This window comes from Streptosporangiales bacterium, from assembly GCA_009379955.1.
Classification (GTDB): domain Bacteria; phylum Actinomycetota; class Actinomycetes; order Streptosporangiales; family WHST01; genus WHST01.
Map to the genome: position 1 here is coordinate 31,494 of WHST01000026.1, position 19,993 is coordinate 51,486.

Below are 19,993 nucleotides of genomic sequence, written 5' to 3' on the forward strand. Positions count from 1 at the left end.
CTGAGGTCTGACCACCATCACAAGATGGGTCGACCGGCACGACTGAGCAAGGGGTCTGGATGTCCATTCGCCGGCGCACGCTCCGAACCACCGCCCTGGCAGTGGCGCTGGGCGCTCTCGTCCTCTCGTCGTGCGGCTCGGGAGGTTCCGAGGCCGACGCGAAGGAGCTCGACGTCGTCCTCGTCAACACGCCGTGGGCGCGGGCGATCACGCCGCACATCCCGGAGTTCGAGAAGGAGACCGGGATCAAGGTCAAGCTGCAGCAGTTCGCGCAGCCCCAGGCACGCGACAAGATCTTCGTCAGCCTGTCGTCGCGCAGCTCCGACCTCGACGTGTTCAACGTCCTGCCGTCGAACGAGGGGATCAAGTGGCAGCGGGCCGGGCTCCTGGAGGACCTCGAGAGCCGGCTGGCCGAGGCCGACGCCGACTACGACGCCAAGGGTCTCACTCCGGCGATGCTCGACGCCTCGCGCCTGAACAAGGAGCTCGTCGGCATCCCGGTCAATGCCGAGGGTCCGGTGGTCTACTACCGCAAGGACCTGCTGAAGCAGTACGACATCGCGGTACCGAAGACGATCGACGAGCTCGTCGCCGCGGCCGCCAAGATCCACAGCGCCTCCAAGGGGCGGTACGTGAGTGCCACCCGCGGCCAGTCCCCCACCGTCGTCTACACGTTCGGCAACTTCCTCCACAACGAGGGTGCCGAGTGGGCGAAGGGCGGCAAGCCCGCGTTCGGCGACCCCCGAGTGGTCAAGGCCATCGACGACTACGTCAAGCTCGCGGGGACGTACGGACCGAAGGGCGCCGTGAACAACGGGCCGGTGCAGACGTCGGCCCTGATGGCATCGGGCAGAGCCGCGTTCCAGATCGACTCGAGCAACGAGCTCGACAGCGTCATCGGCGAGCAGTCCAAGGTCGCCGACAAGATCGGCATCATGCCGATCCCCCGCGGGACGGCGAGGAGCCAGCCGACGCTGCTCGCCTGGAACCTCGGGGTGTCGAAGTTCTCGAAGAAGAAGGACCAGTCCTGGCAGTTCATCCAGTGGGCGACGTCGCCGGAGATGATGCTGACGCTCGCCGAGGACGGAGTCGCGCCCCCGCGCGACAAGACCTGGGAGGACCCGGCGTTCCAGAAGCTCCACGCCTCACCCGCCAAGAAGGACTGGGTGACGTCGGTGACCGACATCCTCGCCACCGGCACGGGCGAGGTAGGCCCGCCGGCAGACGACCAGGGCTCGGCGCGCAAGGTCATCGGTGACGAGATCGACAAGGTGATCCTCGGCCAGCAGGACGCCGAGGCCGCGGCGGCGAACATCCAGAAGGGCCTGCAGCCGCTCCTCGCGACCAAGGAGTGAGCCGCCGCCCCACGCACCGAGCGGGCCGTGGGGTGCGCTGACCTACGGCGCACCCAGCGAGGGAATCCGCGTCGTCGCGACGCCGAGCTCGGCGACCGACACACTGCCTGGTACGCCGTGCGCCTCGAGCGCCTCGAGCCTGACGTAGCGCGCTGCCGTCGGGTCGAACGAGGCGGTGCGCACGCCGCCGGTCGGCTCCCAGCGGCCGCTCGCGACCGGGCGGAACGTCTCGCCGTCGTCGCTGACGTGCATGCGGTACGAGGTGATCGTGCCGTCCCTCGTCGTCACCGACGGCGTGTACGCGACGCCGCGCACCGCCGTCCGCCTCCCGAGGTCGAGGGTGAGTGACTGCGGGAGCGCGGCGAGCGGGGTGTACTCCGACCGCCACAGCGACCAGAGGCGGTCGTCGGCCGCGAGGTCCTTCGTGTACGCGTGGCCGAAGTCGTTGGCGGCATGCTCGCTCGTGGCCGTCACCGACATCCGCGAGTGCGGCACGAACCTCGGCGCGGGCGCCGTCGGTGTCACGCGGACGTCGTCGAACTGCGCGCGCTGCCAGTCCCCGACCGTGAACCCGACCTGCCCGGTCGTGTGGTGGTCGTCGCGCACCTCGCCGAGCCGCTCGCCGTCGAGGCTCACCGTGATGCGGTCCCCTTCGAACCGCATCGCCAGCCGGTGCCAGCGGTCCGTGCCGAGGGCCGCGGTCGTGCCCGACGCGAGGACGCGGTTCGCGGTCTGCAGCTCCTGCGAGTAGAGCGTCCACTCGCCGGTGTCGGCGACCCGCAGGTGGTAGCCGAGGGCGCTGTGCTGCTGGCTGTCCACCCGGCCGAGCAGCTCGACGTAGCCCTTCTCGTCGAGCATGACGGCGGCGGAGACCTCGTAGTCACCCCACCAGCGCGGGTCGCCGGCGAACGTCATGGGCAGCAGGTCGACGCCGTGCCACGGCAACGGCTGTGTCGTGACCGTCTGCTCGTAGCACGTGCCGCGACGTCCGCCGGCGCATGGCACCGCCTCGAACCCGCCGTGCACGTCGGACCAGTACCTCGCCAGCTTCAGCGGCCCGACGCGTTCGAAGTCCTCCGTGTACGGCACGCGCAGCTGCTCGCCCGGGTCGGCGTGCGGGTGCGCGCCGCCCTTGGACTGCCCGCGGGTCGTCGACACGGTGTAGACGTGACCGGGCTCGACGGTCAGGGAGTACGTGCCGTCGTCCGGCCGGATCGCGCCGGCGGGCAGGAAGTCGTCGTGGGTGCTCCTGGTCTCCAGGTTCGTCGACCACACCCGCACGGGCGACCGCGACAGCCCGTCCACGTCGAACCGCAGCGTCTCCGGCCCGGTGGAGTCGAGCGTCTCGACCACCGTCGAGTAGTCGCCCGAGTCGGGTGAACGCAGGCTGACGTAGCTCGCGCCGGCGTCGGTGTAGCCGGAGCCGTGGTCGAGGTAGCGCCAGCCGGGATCGGTGAACTGCGTCGTGTGCGCGTCGACCCAGATGCTCGGTCCGACCTCGTAGAACCCCGACCACGGGCGCTCGGCGAGCATCAGCCCGGTGCCGCCGATCGGGAAGTGGTCGTACCAGGCCGACAGCAGCGCCCAGTTGAGGTTGCCGGTGATCTTCCCGTCCGTGTAGTGCCGGTTCATCGCGCGGGCGAGCGGGCCGGGACCCACGTCGAAGTCCTGCGTGCTGTTCTCGCTGTCCCACAACGGCTTGCCCAGCGACGCCGCGTCGTCGCTGACGTGGCACTTCTGCTGAAGGGTGCGCCAGACGCACACGTCGTGCTCGCCGAGGACGTCGACGGCGTCGGCGAACTCCGGGTCGCCGACCATCTCCGTCGTCGCGTTCCAGTAGTCCGGCGGGTGGTGGTTGTCGGTGCCGACGACCTTCACATCGGAGTAGCCGTGCTCGTCGAGCGCCGCCGCGAGCTCCACGTACACGTCGCGGTCGTAGCCGCTCTCGTTGCCGGCGCCGAGGTACGCGATGTCGAAGCCGTTCCTCTTCGCGCAGTCGAGCCAGCCGATCAGGTACTCGACGCGGTCCTGCGACCAGTAGCCGCCCTCGAACCACCCGGGAGCGCCCCAGCCGAGCGCGTAGAACTCGATGTCGGGGTTGCGCTTCTGCGCCTCGCGCATGAGCCACCACTCGTACCCGCGGTCGCAACGGACCTCGTCGCGCGCACGCATGTGCGTCGGCTCCGAGCCGACGGTCGAGTCGATGTCCGCGCCGATCTCGACCTTGAGCAGGTCGAGCGCCGCGCCGTAGTCCGGCCGGAACAGGTAGTCGAGGATCTCCGCGCGCTCCCGTGGCGGGTAGTCGAGCAGGAGCCGGGTGAACCCGCCGGCGCTGACGCCGCCCACCCCGTCGAACCTGAGACCGGTGTCGTCGCCATCGAGCGTCACGGCCTGCACCGGCGCCGCATCCGCGGACCGCTCCGTCACCGGCAGCAGGAGAGCGGCCAGCAGGCCGAGGGCGACGGTGAGCGCGACCGTCAGCCGGCGCCGCGCACCTCCGGCATGCCGTCCTTGACGTTCGGCCATCGACCCGCTCCTCGCCTGCGAGGCACACCGGCGGCGCGCGCCGGACGGTTGGTGCAGAGCCTGGCGACCGGCGTCGAGAGCCGTCAATCACCTGGGACAAACTCGACGCTGTGTGGTCAGAGGTCTGGTGATTTTGTCACTGACCGTGTAGCTTTCCCGGCATCCCGCCGGGCTCGTTGACACACAAGGGAAATCGATTACCGTGCGGAGGGCCGATGCCGTTGGCAGGTGGGCGTCCGTTCGCGGAGAGAGTGCAGGTCACGACGATGGACAACGACGACATCCGCGCCGGCCTCAGCAGGCGGGGCTTCCTCGGTGCAGCGGCGGGGTTCGGTGTGGCCGCGATGGCCGGCCTCACCGCGTGCGACACGGGATACCGCGACCCCGCCACCAAGGGGCTCGGCGGCTTCAACATCCCCGACCCGAAGACGTCCCTGCCGTCCGGCGACGTCACGTTCCGCCTCATCGACAGCGGTGACACCAAGAAGCCGTTCTGGGACGCGTTCTTCGACGCGTACAGCAAGAAGCACAGCAACATCACCGTCAAGTACGACGGCCTGCCGAAGAACCGGATGGACGAGATCATCCCGCTCGGCATCCGCAACGGCACCGCGCACGACGTCTTCATGCTGCCGCCGTCGATGACGCTGCCCCAGGCCGTCGAGGAGAAGTGGGTGTCGCCACTGGACGACCTCATCCCCGACATCGACGCGCTGAAGAAGCGGCTCCCGCCCGGCACGCTCGCCGACGGCGTCCAGATCTTCGACGGCAAGATCTACCAGTTGCCGCTCTCGACGGAGCAGCGGTACCTCTGCCTGCTGCACTACAACAAGAAGCTGATGGACGACGCCGGCTACGACCCGTCGACCAAGACGCTCACCTGGGACGAGTACCGCGACGCGGCGAAGAAGATCACCAAGGCGGGCAAGGGCAAGGTCTACGGCGTCGTGCTCGAGATCGCCCAGCCCGACCGGCTCCAGCCCTGGGTCGACTACATGACCCGCCAGCTCGGGGTCGCGAGCGTCAATGGCATCGACCCGAAGAACGGCGAGTACGTCTACGACCGGCCCGAGGTGCTCGACGCCATCGAGCTGATCCTGGCGCTGAAGAGCGACGGCAGCCTGTTCCCCGGCTCCAACTCCCTCACCGCGCCCGAGGCGTGGCCCCGGCTGCCCCGCGGTGCCGTGGGCATGGTGAGCGCGGGTCCGTGGGTGACGGTGCAGTGGGAGAACGACAACCCGGACTTCGAGTTCGGGGTCGCTGCGCACCCCACGCCGACCGACGACCCGCTGCCCATCGGCTACCCCGCGTTCGGCGGAGACTGGCTCTCGGTGTTCTCGAAGAGCAAGAACAAGGCGATCGCCGGTGACGTGATCTCGTACGTCCTGAGCGACCAGGGTCAGGCCCGGTGGGCAGAGATCGTCAAGGTCGGCAACCCGCCGATCGTCGAGAAGGCACGCGAGGCGGGCGCAAAGGACTACAGCGCCCAGGCGAAGGACTGCCTGGCGGTGGCCGACACCATGGTGATCAACCCGGAGGCGGTCATCGTCAACCCGGACACCTCGGCCGTGGCGCCGCTACTGAAGATCCCGCCGCAGTTCGAGTTCGGCCAGGTGATCCAGGCGATCCTCGTGGGCAAGGAGGACGCCCCGAAGAAGGCGCTCACCGCCCTCGCCGACCGATGCAACGGCAACCTCGACGCGGCCATCAAGGAGGCCGGGAAGAAGGGCGCGAAGGTCAGCCGCGAGGACTACGTCTTCTCGAACTGGGACCCGAAGAAGGACTACCTGCCCGCCGACTACAAGGGCCGGTGATCCGTGGCGGCACTCGGACAGACAGCGCAGGAGAGAGCGAGAGAGCCGGAGGTAGGGGTCGCGACGCGGTCCTGTACCGGCGCGATAGCTACCGCGACACCTGCCGGAGGCGAGCGAGCGAGCGGGCGCGCATGATGCAGACAGCGCGGCTTGGGCGTACGGGCGGGCAGGACGCCGGGTCGCTGCGGCAGCGGCTGTGGCACGCACGCTGGAGCTACCTGTTCATGCTCCCCGCCCTGGTGCTCGGCGCCCTGTTCACGTTCTACCCGATGGTCGCGTCGTGGTACATCTCGTTCCTCGACTGGTCGGGCCTCGACTCCGACCGGCGGTGGGTCGGGCTCGCCAACTACCGCGAGGCGCTCGGCGACGCCGCGTTCTGGGACGCGTTCGGCAGGACGTTCGCGTTCACGCTCGTCGCGGTGCCGGTCATGCTGGTGCTCGCGCTGCTCGCCGCACTCGCGCTGAACGACCAGGCGCTGCGCATGCGCGCGGTGTTCCGCACCATGTTCTTCCTGCCGGTCGTCACCACCACCGCGATCGTCGGTGTCGTGATGTCGCTCATCATGAACCCGTTCGACGGACCGCTGAACTCCGCGCTGCTCACCATCGGGATCGTCGACGCGCCCATCGACTTCCTCGGCGACCCGAACCTCGCCCTGTGGTCGGTCGCCGGGGTGTTCGTGTGGAAGTGGATGGGCATGTCGATGATCTACTGGCTCGTCGCGCTGCAGACCGTGCCGGAACAGCTGTACGAGGCGGCGCGCGTCGACGGCGCGTCGCGCTGGCGGACGCACCGGCACATCACCGTGCCGCTGATCACGCCGTTCGCGATCATCATCATCCTCGTCACGTTCGTCGGCGCCCTGCAGACCTTCCCGCTGGTGCAGGCGATGACCCAGGGCGGCCCGGCGTTCTCGTCCGAGCTCGTCGAGGTCTACATCTACCGGCTCGCGTTCGCCGCCGACAGCACCCCGCGACTCGGGTACGCCTCGGCGGTCGCCGTCTTCTTCGGCCTCACCGTGCTGGTGCTCACCCTCGCCCAGGCCTGGGGCATCCGCCGTGCGGGCGCGTTCAAGCGCGACATCGGCGGTGCGTCGTGACAGTGTTTCCCGCCGCCCTCCTCCGCTCCGCTCCTCGCTCACTTGCGCTACGCGTCGAGGGTGCGGACTCCATCCTCGCTGCGATGCTCGCTTTGGAGGACGGCTCATGAGTGCCACCGGGACCGTCCCCGCGGTCGCCGGCACCGCACCGCCAGTGACCACACCACGCCGCCGGCGCCGCGGCGGCGGGCGCGGGCTGGCCCGCGAGATCATCGTGAGCCTGATCCTGCTGCCGATCTGCCTGCTCTGGATCTACCCGTTCCTGTGGATGGTCGGGGCGTCGCTGAAGTCCGACTCGGAGATCTTCGGCCGGGTCGGCATCCTGCCGGAGACGCCGGTCTGGGAGAACTACGCCCGCGCCTGGTACGAGGCCAACATCGGGCCGTACTTCTTCAACACCCTCATCGTCACCGTCGCGGTCATCGCGATCGTGACGGTGACGACCGCGATGATCGGCTACGTCATCGGCAGGTACCCGTTCCCGGGCAAGAAGGTGCTCGTCGGCGTCCTCGTCGCGTCGCTGTTCCTGCCCGAGGGCTACACGATCATCCCCGTCTTCGACCTGGTCAACAGCCTCGGCCTGTCCGGCTCACTGTGGGGGATCATCCTCGCGGAGTCCGGCGGGGCGCACGTCATCCAGATCATGCTGTTCGCCGGCTACTTCCGGCAGCTGCCCAGGGAGCTGGAGGAGGCGGCGCGGATGGACGGCGCCGGGTTCCTGCGGATCTTCTGGCAGGTGATGCTCCCGCTCGCCAAGCCGGCCATCGCCACCGCGATCATCATGACGCTGATGCGGGTGTGGAACAGCTTCCTCATCCCTCTCGTGCTCACGCTGCCGCGACCTGAGCTGCGCACGCTGGCCGTCGGCGTGTACTCGTTCCAGGGCGAGAACTTCACCGACTGGTCCGGCATGGCCGCGGCGTCGACGATCGCGCTGCTGCCCATCGTCGTCGTCTTCCTGCTGCTGCAGCGCTACTTCGTCGAGGGCGTCGCCGGAGCCGTCCGCGCCTGACCAGCCACCTACGCACCGCACCGACACCTGGAGGGTCTTCCGTGCTGTTCGGAGTCTCGTACTACCCCGAGTACCAGCCGTACGACCGGCTCGACGAGGACATCGCGATGATGCGCCGCGCCGGCATCAACTACGCGCGGCTCGGTGACTCGATCTGGTCGCTGTGCGAGCCGGTCGAGGGCGAGATCGACGTCGACTGGCTGCGGCCGGTGCTCGACGCTCTGCACGAGGCCGGGATCGCGGTCGTGCTCGTGACGCCAACGTACGCGATCCCGCCGTGGCTCGCCCGCCGACACCCGGACGTGATGGCGATCCGCGCGGACGGGCGCGCGGTCCCGTACGGGGGAAGGCAGAACGTCGACATCTCGCACCCGACGTACCGCTTCCACGCCGAGCGGATCACCCGCGTGCTGCTCGACCGGTACGCGCGGCACCTGTCCGTCGTCGGCTTCCAGGTCGACAACGAGACCGGCATCGCGGGCGCGCGCAACCCCGCGCTGTTCGACAGGTTCGTCGAGCGGATCAAGGCGAAGTACGGCACCGTCGACGCCGTCAACGAGACCTGGGGCCTCACGTACTGGTCGCACCGGCTGGCCGACTGGGCCGACCTGTGGCCGCCGGCGGGCAACACGAGCCCTGGCTACGACCTGGAGTGGCGCCGGTTCGAGGCGGAGCAGGTCACCGAGTTCCTCACCTGGCAGGCGGAGATCGTCCGGGAGTACGCGCGGGACGACCAGTTCGTCACCCAGGACCTCGTCGGGCTGCACGGGCGCCCGGAGGCGGACAGGTACCGCATCGGCGCCGCGATGGACGTACAGGCGGAGAACTTCCCGCACGCGCCGCAGGACGGACTGCTGCACCCGCCGATCGAGAGCACCGTCATGTTCCCCGCACGGTCGCTCGGTACGGGACCCGCGCAGCTGTACCAGCGCTCCGACATGGCGTACGGCGCCAAGCGCGCGAACTTCTTCATCACCGAGATGAACCCGCTCAGCGTCGGCGGCTCGGAGAACACCTTCCCCGAGTACGACGGGCAGTGGCGGCAGGCGGCGTTCGCGACCATCTCGCGCGGCGCCGACATGGTCGCGTACTGGCACTGGCACAGCCTCCACTACGGGCACGAGACGTACTCGCACGGCATCCTCAACCACGACCTCGAACCGAACCGCTGCTACGACGAGCTCGCCACGATCGGCGCTGACCTGCAGCGGCACGGCGACCGGCTCACCGGACTCACCCCGGACGCCGACGTTGCGTTCCTCTACTCCTACGACAGCAGGTACGCGCTGTCGTGCCAGCCCTGCCTGAAGACGCCGGACGGCAGGCCCGACCACTCGACGTACGCCCACATCTTCGACAACGCCTACCGGTCGTTCTTCGACGCCCGCGCCCAGTCGATCGTCCTGGACACCGGCGACGACATCAGCGGGTTCCCCGTCGTCGTCGCGCCCGCGCTCTACATCGCCGACGAGGCGACCCTCGACGGGCTCGCGGCGTACGCGGAGGCCGGCGGCCACCTCGTGCTGACGTTCCGCTCCGGCTACGCCGACGAGTTCGCCCGCGCCCGCTGGCAGCGCGCGCCGGGACCGCTGCGCGCCGCCGTGGGCGCGAGCTACCACCTCTACTCCAACCTCGCGACGCCGATCGACGTGCGCGCGACGTCATCGGCGATCGACGTCCCCACCGGGTCGCGGGCGACCGGATGGGCCGACGAGCTGGAGCTCGAGGGCGCGGACGCGCTGGTGCACTACGACCACCCGCACTTCGGCCGCTACCCCGCCGTCGTCACCCACCGCGTCGGCAGCGGCCGCGTGACGTACGTCGGCACGCTCCCGACACCGCCGCTCGGCCGGGCGATCGCGTCGTGGGTGCTGGAGCAGTCGGGCGTACGTACGCTCGGCGCCGCGCTGCCCGAGCCCGTCCGCGTCACCACCGCGCGCACGACGACCGGCGACCCGCTGACCTTCGTGGCCAACTGGTCGTTCGACCCCCACACCGTGATCGACCCGTCGATCACCGGCACCGACCTGTTCGCCGACGCGCCGGCGCCGGCGACCGGGCTCGCCCTTGGCCCGTGGGACTTCCGCATCCTCACCGCGAGCCGACCCCCGGCGTCGGCAGGTAGCTGACACTCACGACGTCGGCACGCCGCTGGCCGAGGTAGTCGTCGCGGACGGCACCGAGATCGAGGGCGTGCTCCAACCGGGCCGGACCACCGCCGGTCGCTTCCGCGAGGACCTCGCCTCGCGGCGAGACGATCATGCTGGGACGGTGCTGCTCCGGGTGCGCGACGTTGGCCGCCACGACGAAGCGCTGGGTCTCGGCGTCTCGGCTGATCAGGTGCGCCCGCCCTCTGTGGGGAGCCGTGGCGTTGCGCCTACCCCGACCGGGGACCCCAGCGGTGGTCAGCGCCACGACCGGGGACCCCAGCGCGGGTCGGGCGGCGGCCGCCATGCTGGTAGGCCGGCCGCCATACGACTAGGTTCGGGCCTCCGGTGTCGATTCCGCGGACGGCCGTTCGTGTGGAGGGTGACAGCAACGGAACCGAGGAGGCATCACCGATGAAGCACTACCTGCTCAGCATCCAGCAGCCCGACGGCGGCGCGCCCGCGCCCGAGGTCATCGAGCCGATCATGCGCGACATCGGCGCGTTCAACGACGAGCTCAGGGCGGCGGGCGCGTGGGTCTTCGCCGGCGGCCTGCACGACGCCGCGACGGCCACCGTGGTGCGCGTGACGGACGGCGAGACGCTCACCACCGACGGCCCGTACGTCGAGGGCAAGGAGCACGTCGGCGGGCTCACCGTCCTGCGGGCACCCGACCTCGACGCCGCCCTGGAGTGGGGCAGGAAGCTCGCCGCGGCGACGACGCTGCCGATCGAGGTACGCCCGTTCCAGGGCGAGCCCGACACCCACCTGGCCTAGGAGGTTGCCTGGCGTGCCGGCCGTCCCGCACAGCGAGATCGAGCGCGTGTTCCGCGAGGAGTACGGACGCGCCGTCTCCGTCCTGGTCCGCCTCCTCGGTGACATCGACACGGCCGAGGAGGCGGTGCAGGAGGCGTTCGCCGCCGCGGTGCGGCGCTGGCCGTCCGCAGGACTCCCCCCGAGCCCGGCCGGCTGGATCATCACCACCGCGCGCAACCGGGCCGTCGACAGGTTCCGGCGCGAGGCGTCCCGCGACGACCGGCACGCCCAGGCCGCGCTGTTGCACGCCCGCGACGAACCGGCGGAGGAGGGACCCGTGCGAGACGACCGGCTGCGCCTGATCTTCACCTGCTGCCACCCCGCGCTCGCCACCACGGCTCAGGTCGCGCTGACGCTGCGGCTGCTCGGCGGGCTCACCACCACCGAGGTCGCGCGGGCGTTCCTGGTGCCCGAGCCGACGATGGCCCAGCGGCTGGTCAGGGCGAAGGGCAAGATCCGCGACGCCGGCATCCCGTACCGGATCCCGTACGAGGCCGACCTCCCGGACCGCCTGCGCGCCGTCCTCGCCGTCGTCTACCTCATCTTCAACGAGGGCCACACCGCGAGCTCGGGTGACCGGCTCGCGCGCGAGGACCTCTGCGCGGAGGCCATCAGGCTCGGCCGCCTGCTTGCCGAGTTGATGCCCGACGAGCCCGAGGTCCTCGGGCTGCTCGCCCTCATGCTGCTGGTCGAATCGCGTCGCGCGACCCGGTCGACGGCGGGCGGTGACCTCGTCCTGCTCCGCGACCAGGACCGCAGCCGCTGGGACCTTCGCCTCGTTGCCGAGGGCCAGGACCTCGTCCGCCGGTGCCTGCGGCGCAACCGGCCGGGCCCGTACCAGATCCAGGCGGCCATCAACGCCGTCCACAGCGACGCATCGACGGCGGAGACCACCGACTGGCACCAGGTCGTGCGACTCTACGACCAGCTCGTGGCGATCGCGCCGAACCCGGTCGCGGCCCTCAACCGCGCGGTCGCCGTGGCCGAGGTCGAGGGACCGGGCGCCGCGCTCGCGCTCGTCGACGACCTCGGCCTCGGCGGGTACCACCTGTTCCACGCTATCCGCGCCGACCTGCTCAGGCGCCTGGACCGCGACACCGAGGCGGCCGCCGCGTACGACGAGGCGATGGCGCGTACCGAGAACGCATCCGAGCGCGCGTTCCTGCGACGCCGGCGGGATGCGCTGACCGGCAACCGCTAGAGACTGGCCTTGGTGCGCTTGGTGTAGCCGTACGAGCCGGCGACCGGGTTCCAGACCTTGACGAACCGCTGCTTGGTCTTTCCGGCCTGGATGGAGAGGTCGTTGCCCTTGGTGCGGAGCTTGTTGCCCTTCAGGCACTTGACGTTCTTGGCGTCACCCGCGCCAGCCCAGGCCGCGAAGGCGTCATCGGCCCGCGCGGAGGTGCCGTACATCGAGATGATGAGGCTCTTGATCTGCTCGCCGTTCTCGAGCTGCGACGTGTCGAGCTTGCGGCCGGACGCGACGATGCCACGCCGGTTCTCGGCCGCTGCCTCGAACTTCCGCTCCGCGGACGCCGGGGAGATCTTGCACGCGAGCGCGCTGTCGTATGTGGTGGTGAGCATGCTCTTGCCCGCGGCCGCGCGGGTGAGCAGCACGTCGACGGCCTTCGCCTGGGACTCCGCTGAGCTCACCGGCAGCGACTGGGCATCGGTCGGCTCGGGCGAGGACTCACTCACCTTCGGCGACGGCGCATTGGACGACGCGACCGGCTCCGCGCTGTCGTCGCCGCGCGCGTCGACGACCAGCATGCTCACCGACGCGATCGCGATGACGGCGAGCACCGCCAGCGCCGCGATGAGCACGCCCTGCCGGCGACCACCCCGCGACTCGCGCCGCGGCTGGTCGTACCCGCCGGGCGGCGGGTAGTCCGGCGGCGGGTACTGGGGTGGCGGGAACTGCGCCTGCTGGTACTCGGTCTGTTGGTAGTCGGCCTGCTGGTACTGGGTGGTCTGGTGATCGGCCTGCTGGTATCCGGGGTACCACTCCCGCGTCGGCTCATCGCCCCACGTCTCGTCCGTCGGGCGTTCCACCGGGTAGGGCGACATCGGCTGCCCGGTGTCGTCGATCGCGGGGACGGGCGGGCCGGAGAACTGCACCGGCGAGAACGGCTGGGTCCCCGTCTCGTGGCCGGCGGGTCCGTGGCGTTGCTCCTCGAGGTCGTCGAAACTCGGCGAGGACGCCTCGAGCGGCGTACCGCATTCCTGGCAGAAGCGGTCGTCCGGCGGGGCGAAGATGCCGCACCGTGGACAGTTGGCCACTGCCCCTCCCTGGCTGGTTTCGTACGTGTGTCGACGTTCCCGCCAAGGTAAGGCATCGGCAAACTCGGCAGGGGCGCGCCGACCCTTCGCCACGCTCCGAAATCGGGGCGTCACGGCCCGCCCACACCCGTCCTGACCTGGTCGGAAAGTAAAGACGGGGGGAGGCGTGACCTCCCCGTGATCATCGTCTACAGTGACGTCCAGCCCCATGAAACGCCCCGAACGCCCCCGAAGCCTGTTCGCCGTCCTCGTGGCGACGGTCGCCCTGGTGCTCTCCAGCGGGACCGCTGCCGCCGCGCCGACCGCGAACGGTGACGCGATGACCGGCAAGAACCGGTCCGGTGAGAAGAAGTCCGCGAAGAAGGTCGACAGCAAGGACAAGAACGACACCAGGTCGCCCGACGAGATCCGCGGACAGATCAAGAGGATCGCCGACGAGTACGAGCAGAGCCAGGACAACCTCGACCGGCTCACCCACCAGCGCACGACGCTCACCCGGAGGATCTCGGCGACCAAGAAGCTGTTCGCCGAGCGCCGGAGCCGGGTCGCGCAGACCGCCGAGATCGCGTACACCAACGGCAGCTCCGACAGCACCGTGCTCGCCCTGACCCACGACAGCGGCCCGAACGAGCTCGTCCAGCGCATGACGACAATGTCGATGATGAGCGCGACCGACGACGCGGCCCTCCGCGCGGCCGACCGCGAGCGCAAGCGGCTCGAGATCCAGGTCGACAACCTCGAGCGTGCGAAGAAGGACGCCAGGTCCGAGCAGTCCAAGATCGCGAAGCAGCGCAAGAAGCTCAACGCCGCGCTGCTCGAGGCCGCCCAGGCACTCGCGAAGCGCAAGAACGGCAAGGCCTCGCGCGGCGCGAAGTTCGCCAACGGCGGCGCCTGCCCCGTCGGCGACCCGTTGACGATCTCCGACACCTGGGGCGCCTCGCGCAGCGGCGGTCGCGCGCACCAGGGCACCGACATGCTCGCGCCGATGGGCACCCCGGTCTTCGCCGTCGAGGACGGCACGATCAACCGGGCCGGCAACAACGGCCTCGGCGGCATCGTCATCATCCTGCAGGGCAAGAGCGGCGACCAGTACTACTACGCGCACAACAGCGCCAACCTGGTCAACACGGGCCAGAAGGTCGTCGCCGGCGAGCAGATCGCCAAGGTCGGCATGACCGGCAACGCCCAGGGCACCGTGCCGCACGTGCACTTCGAGCTGTGGCCCGGCGGCGGCAGCGCGATCAACCCGTACCCGTTCGTCCAGGCCCTCTGCGGCAACTAGCGTCCTAGCCCGCACCTCCGGGCGGGCGCTCAGGCACACTGGACTGGTGCCCGAGCTTCCCGAAGTCGAGTCCCTGGCGTCGTTCCTCGACGAACAGGCCCACGGGGCCGCCGTCACCGGCGTCGAGGTGTTCGCGTTCAGCGCGCTGAAGACGTACGACCCGCCCGTCACCGCACTCACCGGCCGTTCCCTGCGCGGGACGGCCAGGCGCGGCAAGTTCCTCGTGCTCGACTTCTCCGTCGAGGACGACCCGCTCCACTTCGTCATCCATCTCGCGAGGGCCGGCTGGCTCCGGTGGCGCGCGGAGCTCCCCGGCGGCGTGCCGCGCAGGGGCAAGGGGCCGTTGTCGCTGCGGGTGCGGTTCGCCGACGACTCGGGCTTCGACGTCACCGAGGCCGGCACCCAGCGCAAGGTCGCCGCCTACCTCGTCCGTGACCCGGGCGAGGTCCTCGGGATCGCGCGACTCGGGCCCGACCCGCTCGCCGACGACTTCACCGTCGCGTCTCTGCACGACCTGCTGACCGGCCGGCGTACCCAGGTCAAGGGCCTGCTCCGCGACCAGTCCGTCATCGCGGGCATCGGCAACGCCTACAGCGACGAGATCCTGCACGCCGCCCGCATGTCCCCGTACCGGCTCGCGGCCGACATCGACGCCGAGGGCGTCCAGGGACTCTACGACGCGATGATGGAGGTGCTGACCGGCGCGGTCGAGCGGTCGAGAGGCCTCGCCGCCGGCGACCTCAAGCGCGACAAGAAGACCAACATGGCCGTGCACGGACGCAAGGGCGAGGCGTGTCCGGTGTGCGGCGACACGGTCCGCGAGGTGTCGTTCGCCAGCTCCTCGCTGCAGTACTGCCCGACCTGCCAGACCGGCGGCAAGGTGCTCGCCGACCGGCGCATGTCGCGGCTGCTCAAGTGAGTCCCGGTGTTCCCGAGGAAAGGCGTGTGATGTTCGGTTCTCCCGTCCCCGAGGTCGAGGCGGCCGCGCTGCCCGACGACGCCGTGCTGCTCGACGTTCGCGAGCCCGACGAATGGGTGGCCGGCCACGCGCCGAACGCCGTCCACGTGCCCCTCGGAGAGCTCGGCGCCCGACTCGCCGACCTGCCCGCGGTCGAGGGCGACGAGAAGATGTACGTCGTGTGCCGGGGCGGTGGCCGCTCGGCGCGGGCCACCGAGGCGCTCGGCCAGGCCGGCTACCCCGCGGTCAACGTCGCCGGCGGCATGACCGCGTGGTCGCTCGCCGGCAAGCCGATGGAGAGTGAGACGGGCAACCCGCCCGAGGTCGCCTGACCACCTCCGCGTACGCGCTGCGCGAAACACCGAGCGCGAAAAAATGGTGCACAGCCAGGTGATCACTGGCATAGGGTGGCCGTACACGCGAGAGGAGGTGGTCCAGTAGATGTGTAGCTATCGGACTCGTGAGGTGGCTGTCAGCTAGTCGCCGCACCTTCGTACCTGCTTCGCAGGTCGTTGCAGTGCTGACCGCCTTCGGCGGTCTTGCGACAGTGGCGACGGCGAATTCCAGGCATCCACCCGGCCCCCGAGCACCGGTTCAGTCCGACCGGCTCCGCCTCTCTGGCGGAGAAGTTGCTCGGGGGCCGTTTCACGTGCGCGCGATGGGCGCCGGGGTGCGGCGTCGTCAGGAGGGGCGGACGAGCGGGCGCACCTCGATCACGTCACCGGGCAGGGCTGGTACCTCCCTGCCGATCTCGATCGCCTGGTCGAGGTCGTCCGCTTCGATCAGATAGAAGCCGCCCAGCACCTCGGTGGTCTCGGCGAACGGCCCGTCGGTCATGACGATCCCCTCGGGCCGGTGCCGGATGCTCGTGGCGGTGTCGGGATCACGCAGCTCGGCTCCCGCTCTGAGGCGGTCGCCGTATGTCGCGCCGAAGACGTCGTGCCTGGCGTGCGCCGCCTTTCCCTCGGCCTCGGTCAGGGCGGCGAAGCCGCCGCCTGTGTAGATGAGCAGTGCGTACTTCACGGTGGGTCCTCCGTTTTCGCCATAGCGGTCGTTCCGATGACGAACGAGATCCGCCCGATCGACAGCCGACCGTCAGCCCGGTCGCTTGTCGACCGCGTTGCTGATGTGTGCGACCAGTTCGAGAACGTCGGAGTAGAACGAGTTGAGCACGACCTTGCGCCCGTCCGAGCGGCGGACGACGCACCGGTAGTCGATGCCGATCGCGTGGCTGACCCTGTTCATCTGCCACACCCCTCTGGGGTCGACGACGGTGATGTCGTGCCAGGCGAACGCCTCGTCACCCCTGGGGAGGTGGTGCACGAAGCCGTTCTCGTGCAGGTCGATCCGCTCACCCCGGCTCCGCAGGCCCTGGATCAGTCGCCGGCAACCGTACGGCAGCAGCAGCACGGATATCCCGAAGGCCGCACTGCCCACCAGCGTGAACGGCGTATAGGTCGGCGGGTTGGGCACGCTGCTGACGAAGTCGTCGTGGAGGAACCACGACACCAGGCCGATCGGCACCAAGACGACCACGACGGCCAGCGACCAGATGCCGTGGCGCAGCCGGCGCCCGTTGTCACAGGGGTACTCCCGGAGATGCCGCCCCAACCGGTCCACCAGCTCGCCGCGCTCCACAGCGGCACCCTAGCGAGAACCGCCTCCCCGGACCATGCCGCCGAATGCTAGGACGCGGCCTCGCCGAGGCGTTCGAGCCCGTCGCGGGTGGCGCCGAGCAGCTCCGAGACCGTCCACGCGGTGGCCGCCAACCGGGCACCGACGTCGTCGATGAGGTCGAGTGGCATCCGTCCCTCCGGGGCGGAGACGCTCATCGCGCCGACGACGCCGTCGGCGCGCTCGAAGATCGGTGCCGCGACCGTGCGGATGCCCGCGATGCGTTCGGCGAGCGAGACGGCGAAGCCGCGGCTCCGTACCTCGGCGAGCTCCGCGCGCAGCTCGCCGGGATCCGTCACCGTGGTCGCGGTCACGTGCGGGATGGGCTGGGCGAGTATCGACTCCTGCCGCTCGCGGGGGAGGTACGCGAGCAACGCCTTGCCCGGCGCACCGAGCGTCAGCGCGATCGGTGTGCCGAACTCGGTGTACGTGCGACGCAACGGCTGGTGGCTCTCGATCTGGTCGACGACGGTGCGCTCGTACGTCGGCAGCAGCGCGTGGAGCCCGACCGTCTCGTCGACCTCGTCGCACAGCCTGCGCATCATCGGGAAGGCGGCGTCGCGCAGGGTGGTCGGCACGGCACCGCTGCGGGCCAGCTGCACGAGCAGCGGGCCGAGGGCGTACCGGCGGTCCGCCGACTGGCGCACCAGCCGGTTGTCCTGCATGGCGGCGAGCAGGCGATGCGTCGTGCTCACGGACAGGCTGGTGCGGCGGGACAGCTCGCTGATGCCGAGCTCCGGCTCCCGCGCCGTGAAGCAGCGGAGGATCGCGACGGCGCGGTCGATGGACTGGACGCCCCTACGACTTTCTGGCATACGAGAGAGTATCCCATTTTACGGAAGGGGAGGTCCCACGATACTGGTGCCATGACACGCCGGAGGGAGCCGCCGAAGCCGAGCCCGGCACGCGCGCACGTCGCCGGCGGCATGGCCGAGATCGTGCCCGATCCCGGCCGGCCGTACGCCGCCGAGCTGTACGTCGCCGGCACCCCGCAGTCGCACGTCGACCTCGCCGAACCGGAGTACCTCGCCTTCGAGTACGTGCGGTACATCGGCGACGTGCTCGACCTCGTCCTCCCGGCCGGAGCCCCGATCAGCGCGCTCCACCTCGGTGGCGGCGGCCTCACCCTGCCACGGTACGTCCACGCCACGCGTCCCCGTTCGCGGCAGCGCGTCGCGGAGCTCGACGACGCCCTCGTCGAGCTGGTCCGCGAGGCGCTGCCGCTGCCACGCGGCCACGGCATCACGGTGAGCCGCCGCGACGCCCGCGACCTGCTCGAACGCACCAGGCCGGGCACGTACGACGTGGTCGTCCTCGACGTCTACGCCGGCGCGCGGATGCCGGCCTCCCTGGCCTGCCGTGAGGCGATGGTGCTCGCCGCGGGCGCCCTGCGTCCCGGCGGCACGTTCGTGGTCAACCTCGCCGACGGCAGGCCGCTGGCCTTCGCACGCGCGATGACCGCGACCGCGCGCACCGTCTTCACCGACCTCGGGGCGATCTCCGACGCCTCGACCTGGCGCGGCCGCCGCTTCGGCAACGTCGTGCTCGTCGCGTCCGGCACCGCGGTGCCGTGGTGGCCCGCCCTGCGCCGCAGGCTCGCCGGCGGACCGTTCCCCGCGCGGCTGGTGACCGGCGGCGACCTCGCCGCGTTCGCGTCCGGCGCTCCCGTCGTCACCGACGCGACCGCGGCGCCCTCCCCACCACCGCCCGCCGACGCCTTCGACAGGTCAAGGTGATCGCGGGCCTGTCTATGGTGGCCGCGTGTCCATCGAGCTGCCGCCGTCGTTCGACGGCGCGCCCGCCGTGCCGGTCGACCGGTTGCCCGCCGCCGTGCGCGACGAGCTGGCGCGGCGTGCCGCGGGTCCCGAGCCGGTGGCGGCCTACTTGTACGACACCGCGGCCGCCGTGGCGCGGGCCGAGCGACTGACCGCGGCGCTGCCCGCATGGGTCGACGTCTACTACGCCGTCAAGGCCAACCCGTACGGCCCGCTCGTCGAGGCGCTCGCCGGCACGGTGACGGGCTTCGAGGTCGCGTCATGCAGCGAGGTCGCCCTCGCCGACGACGCCTGCGCGAAGGCCAGCGTGCCCACCTGGGTGACCGCGAGCGGTCCCGGCAAGCAGGACTCGCTGCTGCACGACCTCGCCCGCCTCGACGGAGCGATCGTCAACGCCGAGAGCGAGCTCGAGCTGCACCGGCTCTCCCGCGCCGCGGTCGCGGCCGGCCGGGTCGTCCCGGTCGCCCTGCGGGTCAACCCCGATCGCACGGACATGGCCGGGTCGCTGCGGATGGGCGGCGTGGCCAGCCCGTTCGGCATCCCCGAGGAACGGCTCGACGCCGCGATCGCCCTGGCGGCTCGACTGCCTGGCCTCGACCCGGTCGGCTTCCACGTGCACGCGGTCAGCGGCAACCTCGACGCCGACGCCCACGCGGCGTACGTCCGGCAGTGCCTGGGGCTGGCCGTCGAACGCTCCGCCGCACACGGCATCGCGCTGCGCACCGTCGACGCCGGCGGTGGCATCGGCGTGCCGTTCGAGGACGAGGCGCCGTTCGACCTCGACCGGTTCGGCGCGCTGCTCCGCGAGATCGAGCCGCCGCCCGGCGTGCGCGTGGCGCTCGAGCCGGGACGCTGGCTGGCGGCGCCCGTCGGCTGGTACGCGGCGCAGGTGACCGACGTGAAGGAGTCGCGCGGCGCGTGGTTCGCGGTCGTCCGCGGTGGCATCAACCACTTCCAGCTGCCGACGTCGTGGGACATCAGGCACAACTTCGCGGTGCTGCCGGTCGACGCCTGGCCCGACGGCCTGCCGCGTCCCGAGGCACGCGACGCGCCCGTCACGGTCGTGGGCGAGCTGTGCACGCCCGAGGACGTCCTCGCCAGGGACGTCACCGTCGGCGCGCTGCGGGCCGGCGACGTCGTCGTGTTCCCCAACGCCGGCGCGTACGGCTTCGAGTTCGCGATGCCCGCGTTCCTCGGACACCCACCTGCGGAGCGCATCACCCTCCCGATAGCCTGAAGTTAGGTAGACCTAAG

18 protein-coding genes are annotated in these 19,993 nt (G+C 70.6%); 12 read left to right on the top strand and 6 right to left on the bottom strand.

Going from position 1 to position 19,993, the window contains the following annotated elements:
* Positions 1 to 59 precede the first annotated feature (59 nt).
* On the top strand, positions 60 to 1,355 hold the full coding sequence (locus GEV10_10560; GenBank protein ID MQA78899.1) for an extracellular solute-binding protein: 1,296 nt from the start codon (positions 60 to 62) through the stop codon (positions 1,353 to 1,355).
* A 42-nt stretch (positions 1,356 to 1,397) separates the two neighbouring features.
* On the opposite strand, the gene GEV10_10565 is transcribed toward GEV10_10560, so the two are convergent.
* Positions 1,398 to 3,881, bottom strand: a complete 2,484-nt coding sequence (locus GEV10_10565; GenBank protein MQA78900.1) for a galactosylceramidase — start codon at positions 3,879 to 3,881, stop codon at positions 1,398 to 1,400.
* A 215-nt stretch (positions 3,882 to 4,096) separates the two neighbouring features.
* Here GEV10_10565 and GEV10_10570 point away from each other — a divergent pair, with 215 nt between their 5' ends.
* The 4 genes from GEV10_10570 to GEV10_10585 all read left to right on the top strand — a co-directional run bounded on the left by GEV10_10570 (position 4,097) and on the right by GEV10_10585 (position 9,936).
* Positions 4,097 to 5,695 (top strand): extracellular solute-binding protein, encoded by a 1,599-nt coding sequence (locus tag GEV10_10570; protein MQA78901.1) that lies wholly within the window; start codon positions 4,097 to 4,099, stop codon positions 5,693 to 5,695.
* 131 nt (positions 5,696 to 5,826) lie between these two features.
* On the top strand, positions 5,827 to 6,795 hold the full coding sequence (locus tag GEV10_10575; protein MQA78902.1) for an ABC transporter permease subunit: 969 nt from the start codon (positions 5,827 to 5,829) through the stop codon (positions 6,793 to 6,795).
* A gap of 106 nt (positions 6,796 to 6,901) precedes the next feature.
* Positions 6,902 to 7,807: an ABC transporter permease subunit gene (locus tag GEV10_10580; protein ID MQA78903.1), complete on the top strand. Its 906-nt coding sequence runs from the start codon at positions 6,902 to 6,904 to the stop codon at positions 7,805 to 7,807.
* A 41-nt stretch (positions 7,808 to 7,848) separates the two neighbouring features.
* Positions 7,849 to 9,936, top strand: coding sequence for a beta-galactosidase (locus GEV10_10585; GenBank protein ID MQA78904.1), 2,088 nt, complete (start codon positions 7,849 to 7,851; stop codon positions 9,934 to 9,936).
* Here GEV10_10585 and GEV10_10590 read toward each other — a convergent pair.
* The gene (locus tag GEV10_10590) at positions 9,899 to 10,261 is read right to left on the bottom strand and encodes a hypothetical protein (GenBank protein ID MQA78905.1); all 363 of its coding nucleotides are present in this window, start codon (positions 10,259 to 10,261) and stop codon (positions 9,899 to 9,901) included. The two genes, GEV10_10585 and GEV10_10590, sit on opposite strands and share 38 nt — an antisense overlap.
* A gap of 107 nt (positions 10,262 to 10,368) precedes the next feature.
* On the opposite strand from GEV10_10590, the gene GEV10_10595 reads away from it, so the two are divergent.
* Together GEV10_10595 and GEV10_10600 are read left to right on the top strand one after the other, a co-directional pair.
* On the top strand, positions 10,369 to 10,731 hold the full coding sequence (locus GEV10_10595; GenBank protein MQA78906.1) for a hypothetical protein: 363 nt from the start codon (positions 10,369 to 10,371) through the stop codon (positions 10,729 to 10,731).
* A gap of 13 nt (positions 10,732 to 10,744) precedes the next feature.
* Positions 10,745 to 11,971 carry a sigma-70 family RNA polymerase sigma factor gene (locus tag GEV10_10600; GenBank protein ID MQA78907.1) on the top strand — a complete coding sequence of 409 codons (1,227 nt, stop codon included), beginning with the start codon at positions 10,745 to 10,747 and terminating at the stop codon, positions 11,969 to 11,971.
* Here the strand turns inward: GEV10_10600 and GEV10_10605 are convergent.
* Positions 11,968 to 13,050, bottom strand: a complete 1,083-nt coding sequence (locus tag GEV10_10605; protein MQA78908.1) for a hypothetical protein — start codon at positions 13,048 to 13,050, stop codon at positions 11,968 to 11,970. The two genes, GEV10_10600 and GEV10_10605, sit on opposite strands and share 4 nt — an antisense overlap.
* A 208-nt stretch (positions 13,051 to 13,258) precedes the next feature.
* On the opposite strand from GEV10_10605, the gene GEV10_10610 reads away from it, so the two are divergent.
* From GEV10_10610 to GEV10_10620, 3 genes are read left to right on the top strand one after another with little or no spacing between them, the layout of a single operon-like run.
* Positions 13,259 to 14,332, top strand: coding sequence for a peptidoglycan DD-metalloendopeptidase family protein (locus GEV10_10610; GenBank protein MQA78909.1), 1,074 nt, complete (start codon positions 13,259 to 13,261; stop codon positions 14,330 to 14,332).
* Between the two features lie 46 nt (positions 14,333 to 14,378).
* A complete protein-coding gene (locus tag GEV10_10615) occupies positions 14,379 to 15,251 on the top strand; it encodes an Fpg/Nei family DNA glycosylase (protein ID MQA78910.1) in 873 nt (290 codons plus the stop codon).
* Positions 15,252 to 15,280: 29 nt separating this feature from the next.
* Entirely contained in the window at positions 15,281 to 15,622 is a 342-nt protein-coding gene (locus GEV10_10620) for a rhodanese-like domain-containing protein (GenBank protein ID MQA78911.1), read from the top strand.
* A gap of 349 nt (positions 15,623 to 15,971) precedes the next feature.
* Here GEV10_10620 and GEV10_10625 read toward each other — a convergent pair whose 3' ends face one another.
* The 3 genes from GEV10_10625 to GEV10_10635 all read right to left on the bottom strand — a co-directional run bounded on the left by GEV10_10625 (position 15,972) and on the right by GEV10_10635 (position 17,779).
* The gene (locus GEV10_10625; GenBank protein ID MQA78912.1) at positions 15,972 to 16,127 is read right to left on the bottom strand and encodes a hypothetical protein; all 156 of its coding nucleotides are present in this window, start codon (positions 16,125 to 16,127) and stop codon (positions 15,972 to 15,974) included.
* A 258-nt stretch (positions 16,128 to 16,385) separates the two neighbouring features.
* Positions 16,386 to 16,928, bottom strand: a complete 543-nt coding sequence (locus tag GEV10_10630; GenBank protein ID MQA78913.1) for a hypothetical protein — start codon at positions 16,926 to 16,928, stop codon at positions 16,386 to 16,388.
* Positions 16,929 to 16,975: 47 nt separating this feature from the next.
* Positions 16,976 to 17,779 carry a helix-turn-helix domain-containing protein gene (locus GEV10_10635; protein MQA78914.1) on the bottom strand — a complete coding sequence of 268 codons (804 nt, stop codon included), beginning with the start codon at positions 17,777 to 17,779 and terminating at the stop codon, positions 16,976 to 16,978.
* Between the two features lie 51 nt (positions 17,780 to 17,830).
* Between GEV10_10635 and GEV10_10640 the strand changes: the two genes are divergently transcribed.
* Both GEV10_10640 and GEV10_10645 read left to right on the top strand, forming a co-directional pair.
* Positions 17,831 to 18,700, top strand: a complete 870-nt coding sequence (locus GEV10_10640) for a spermine synthase (GenBank protein MQA78915.1) — start codon at positions 17,831 to 17,833, stop codon at positions 18,698 to 18,700.
* A gap of 31 nt (positions 18,701 to 18,731) precedes the next feature.
* Positions 18,732 to 19,976, top strand: coding sequence for a hypothetical protein (locus GEV10_10645; GenBank protein ID MQA78916.1), 1,245 nt, complete (start codon positions 18,732 to 18,734; stop codon positions 19,974 to 19,976).
* The last annotated feature ends 17 nt before the right edge of the window (positions 19,977 to 19,993 follow it).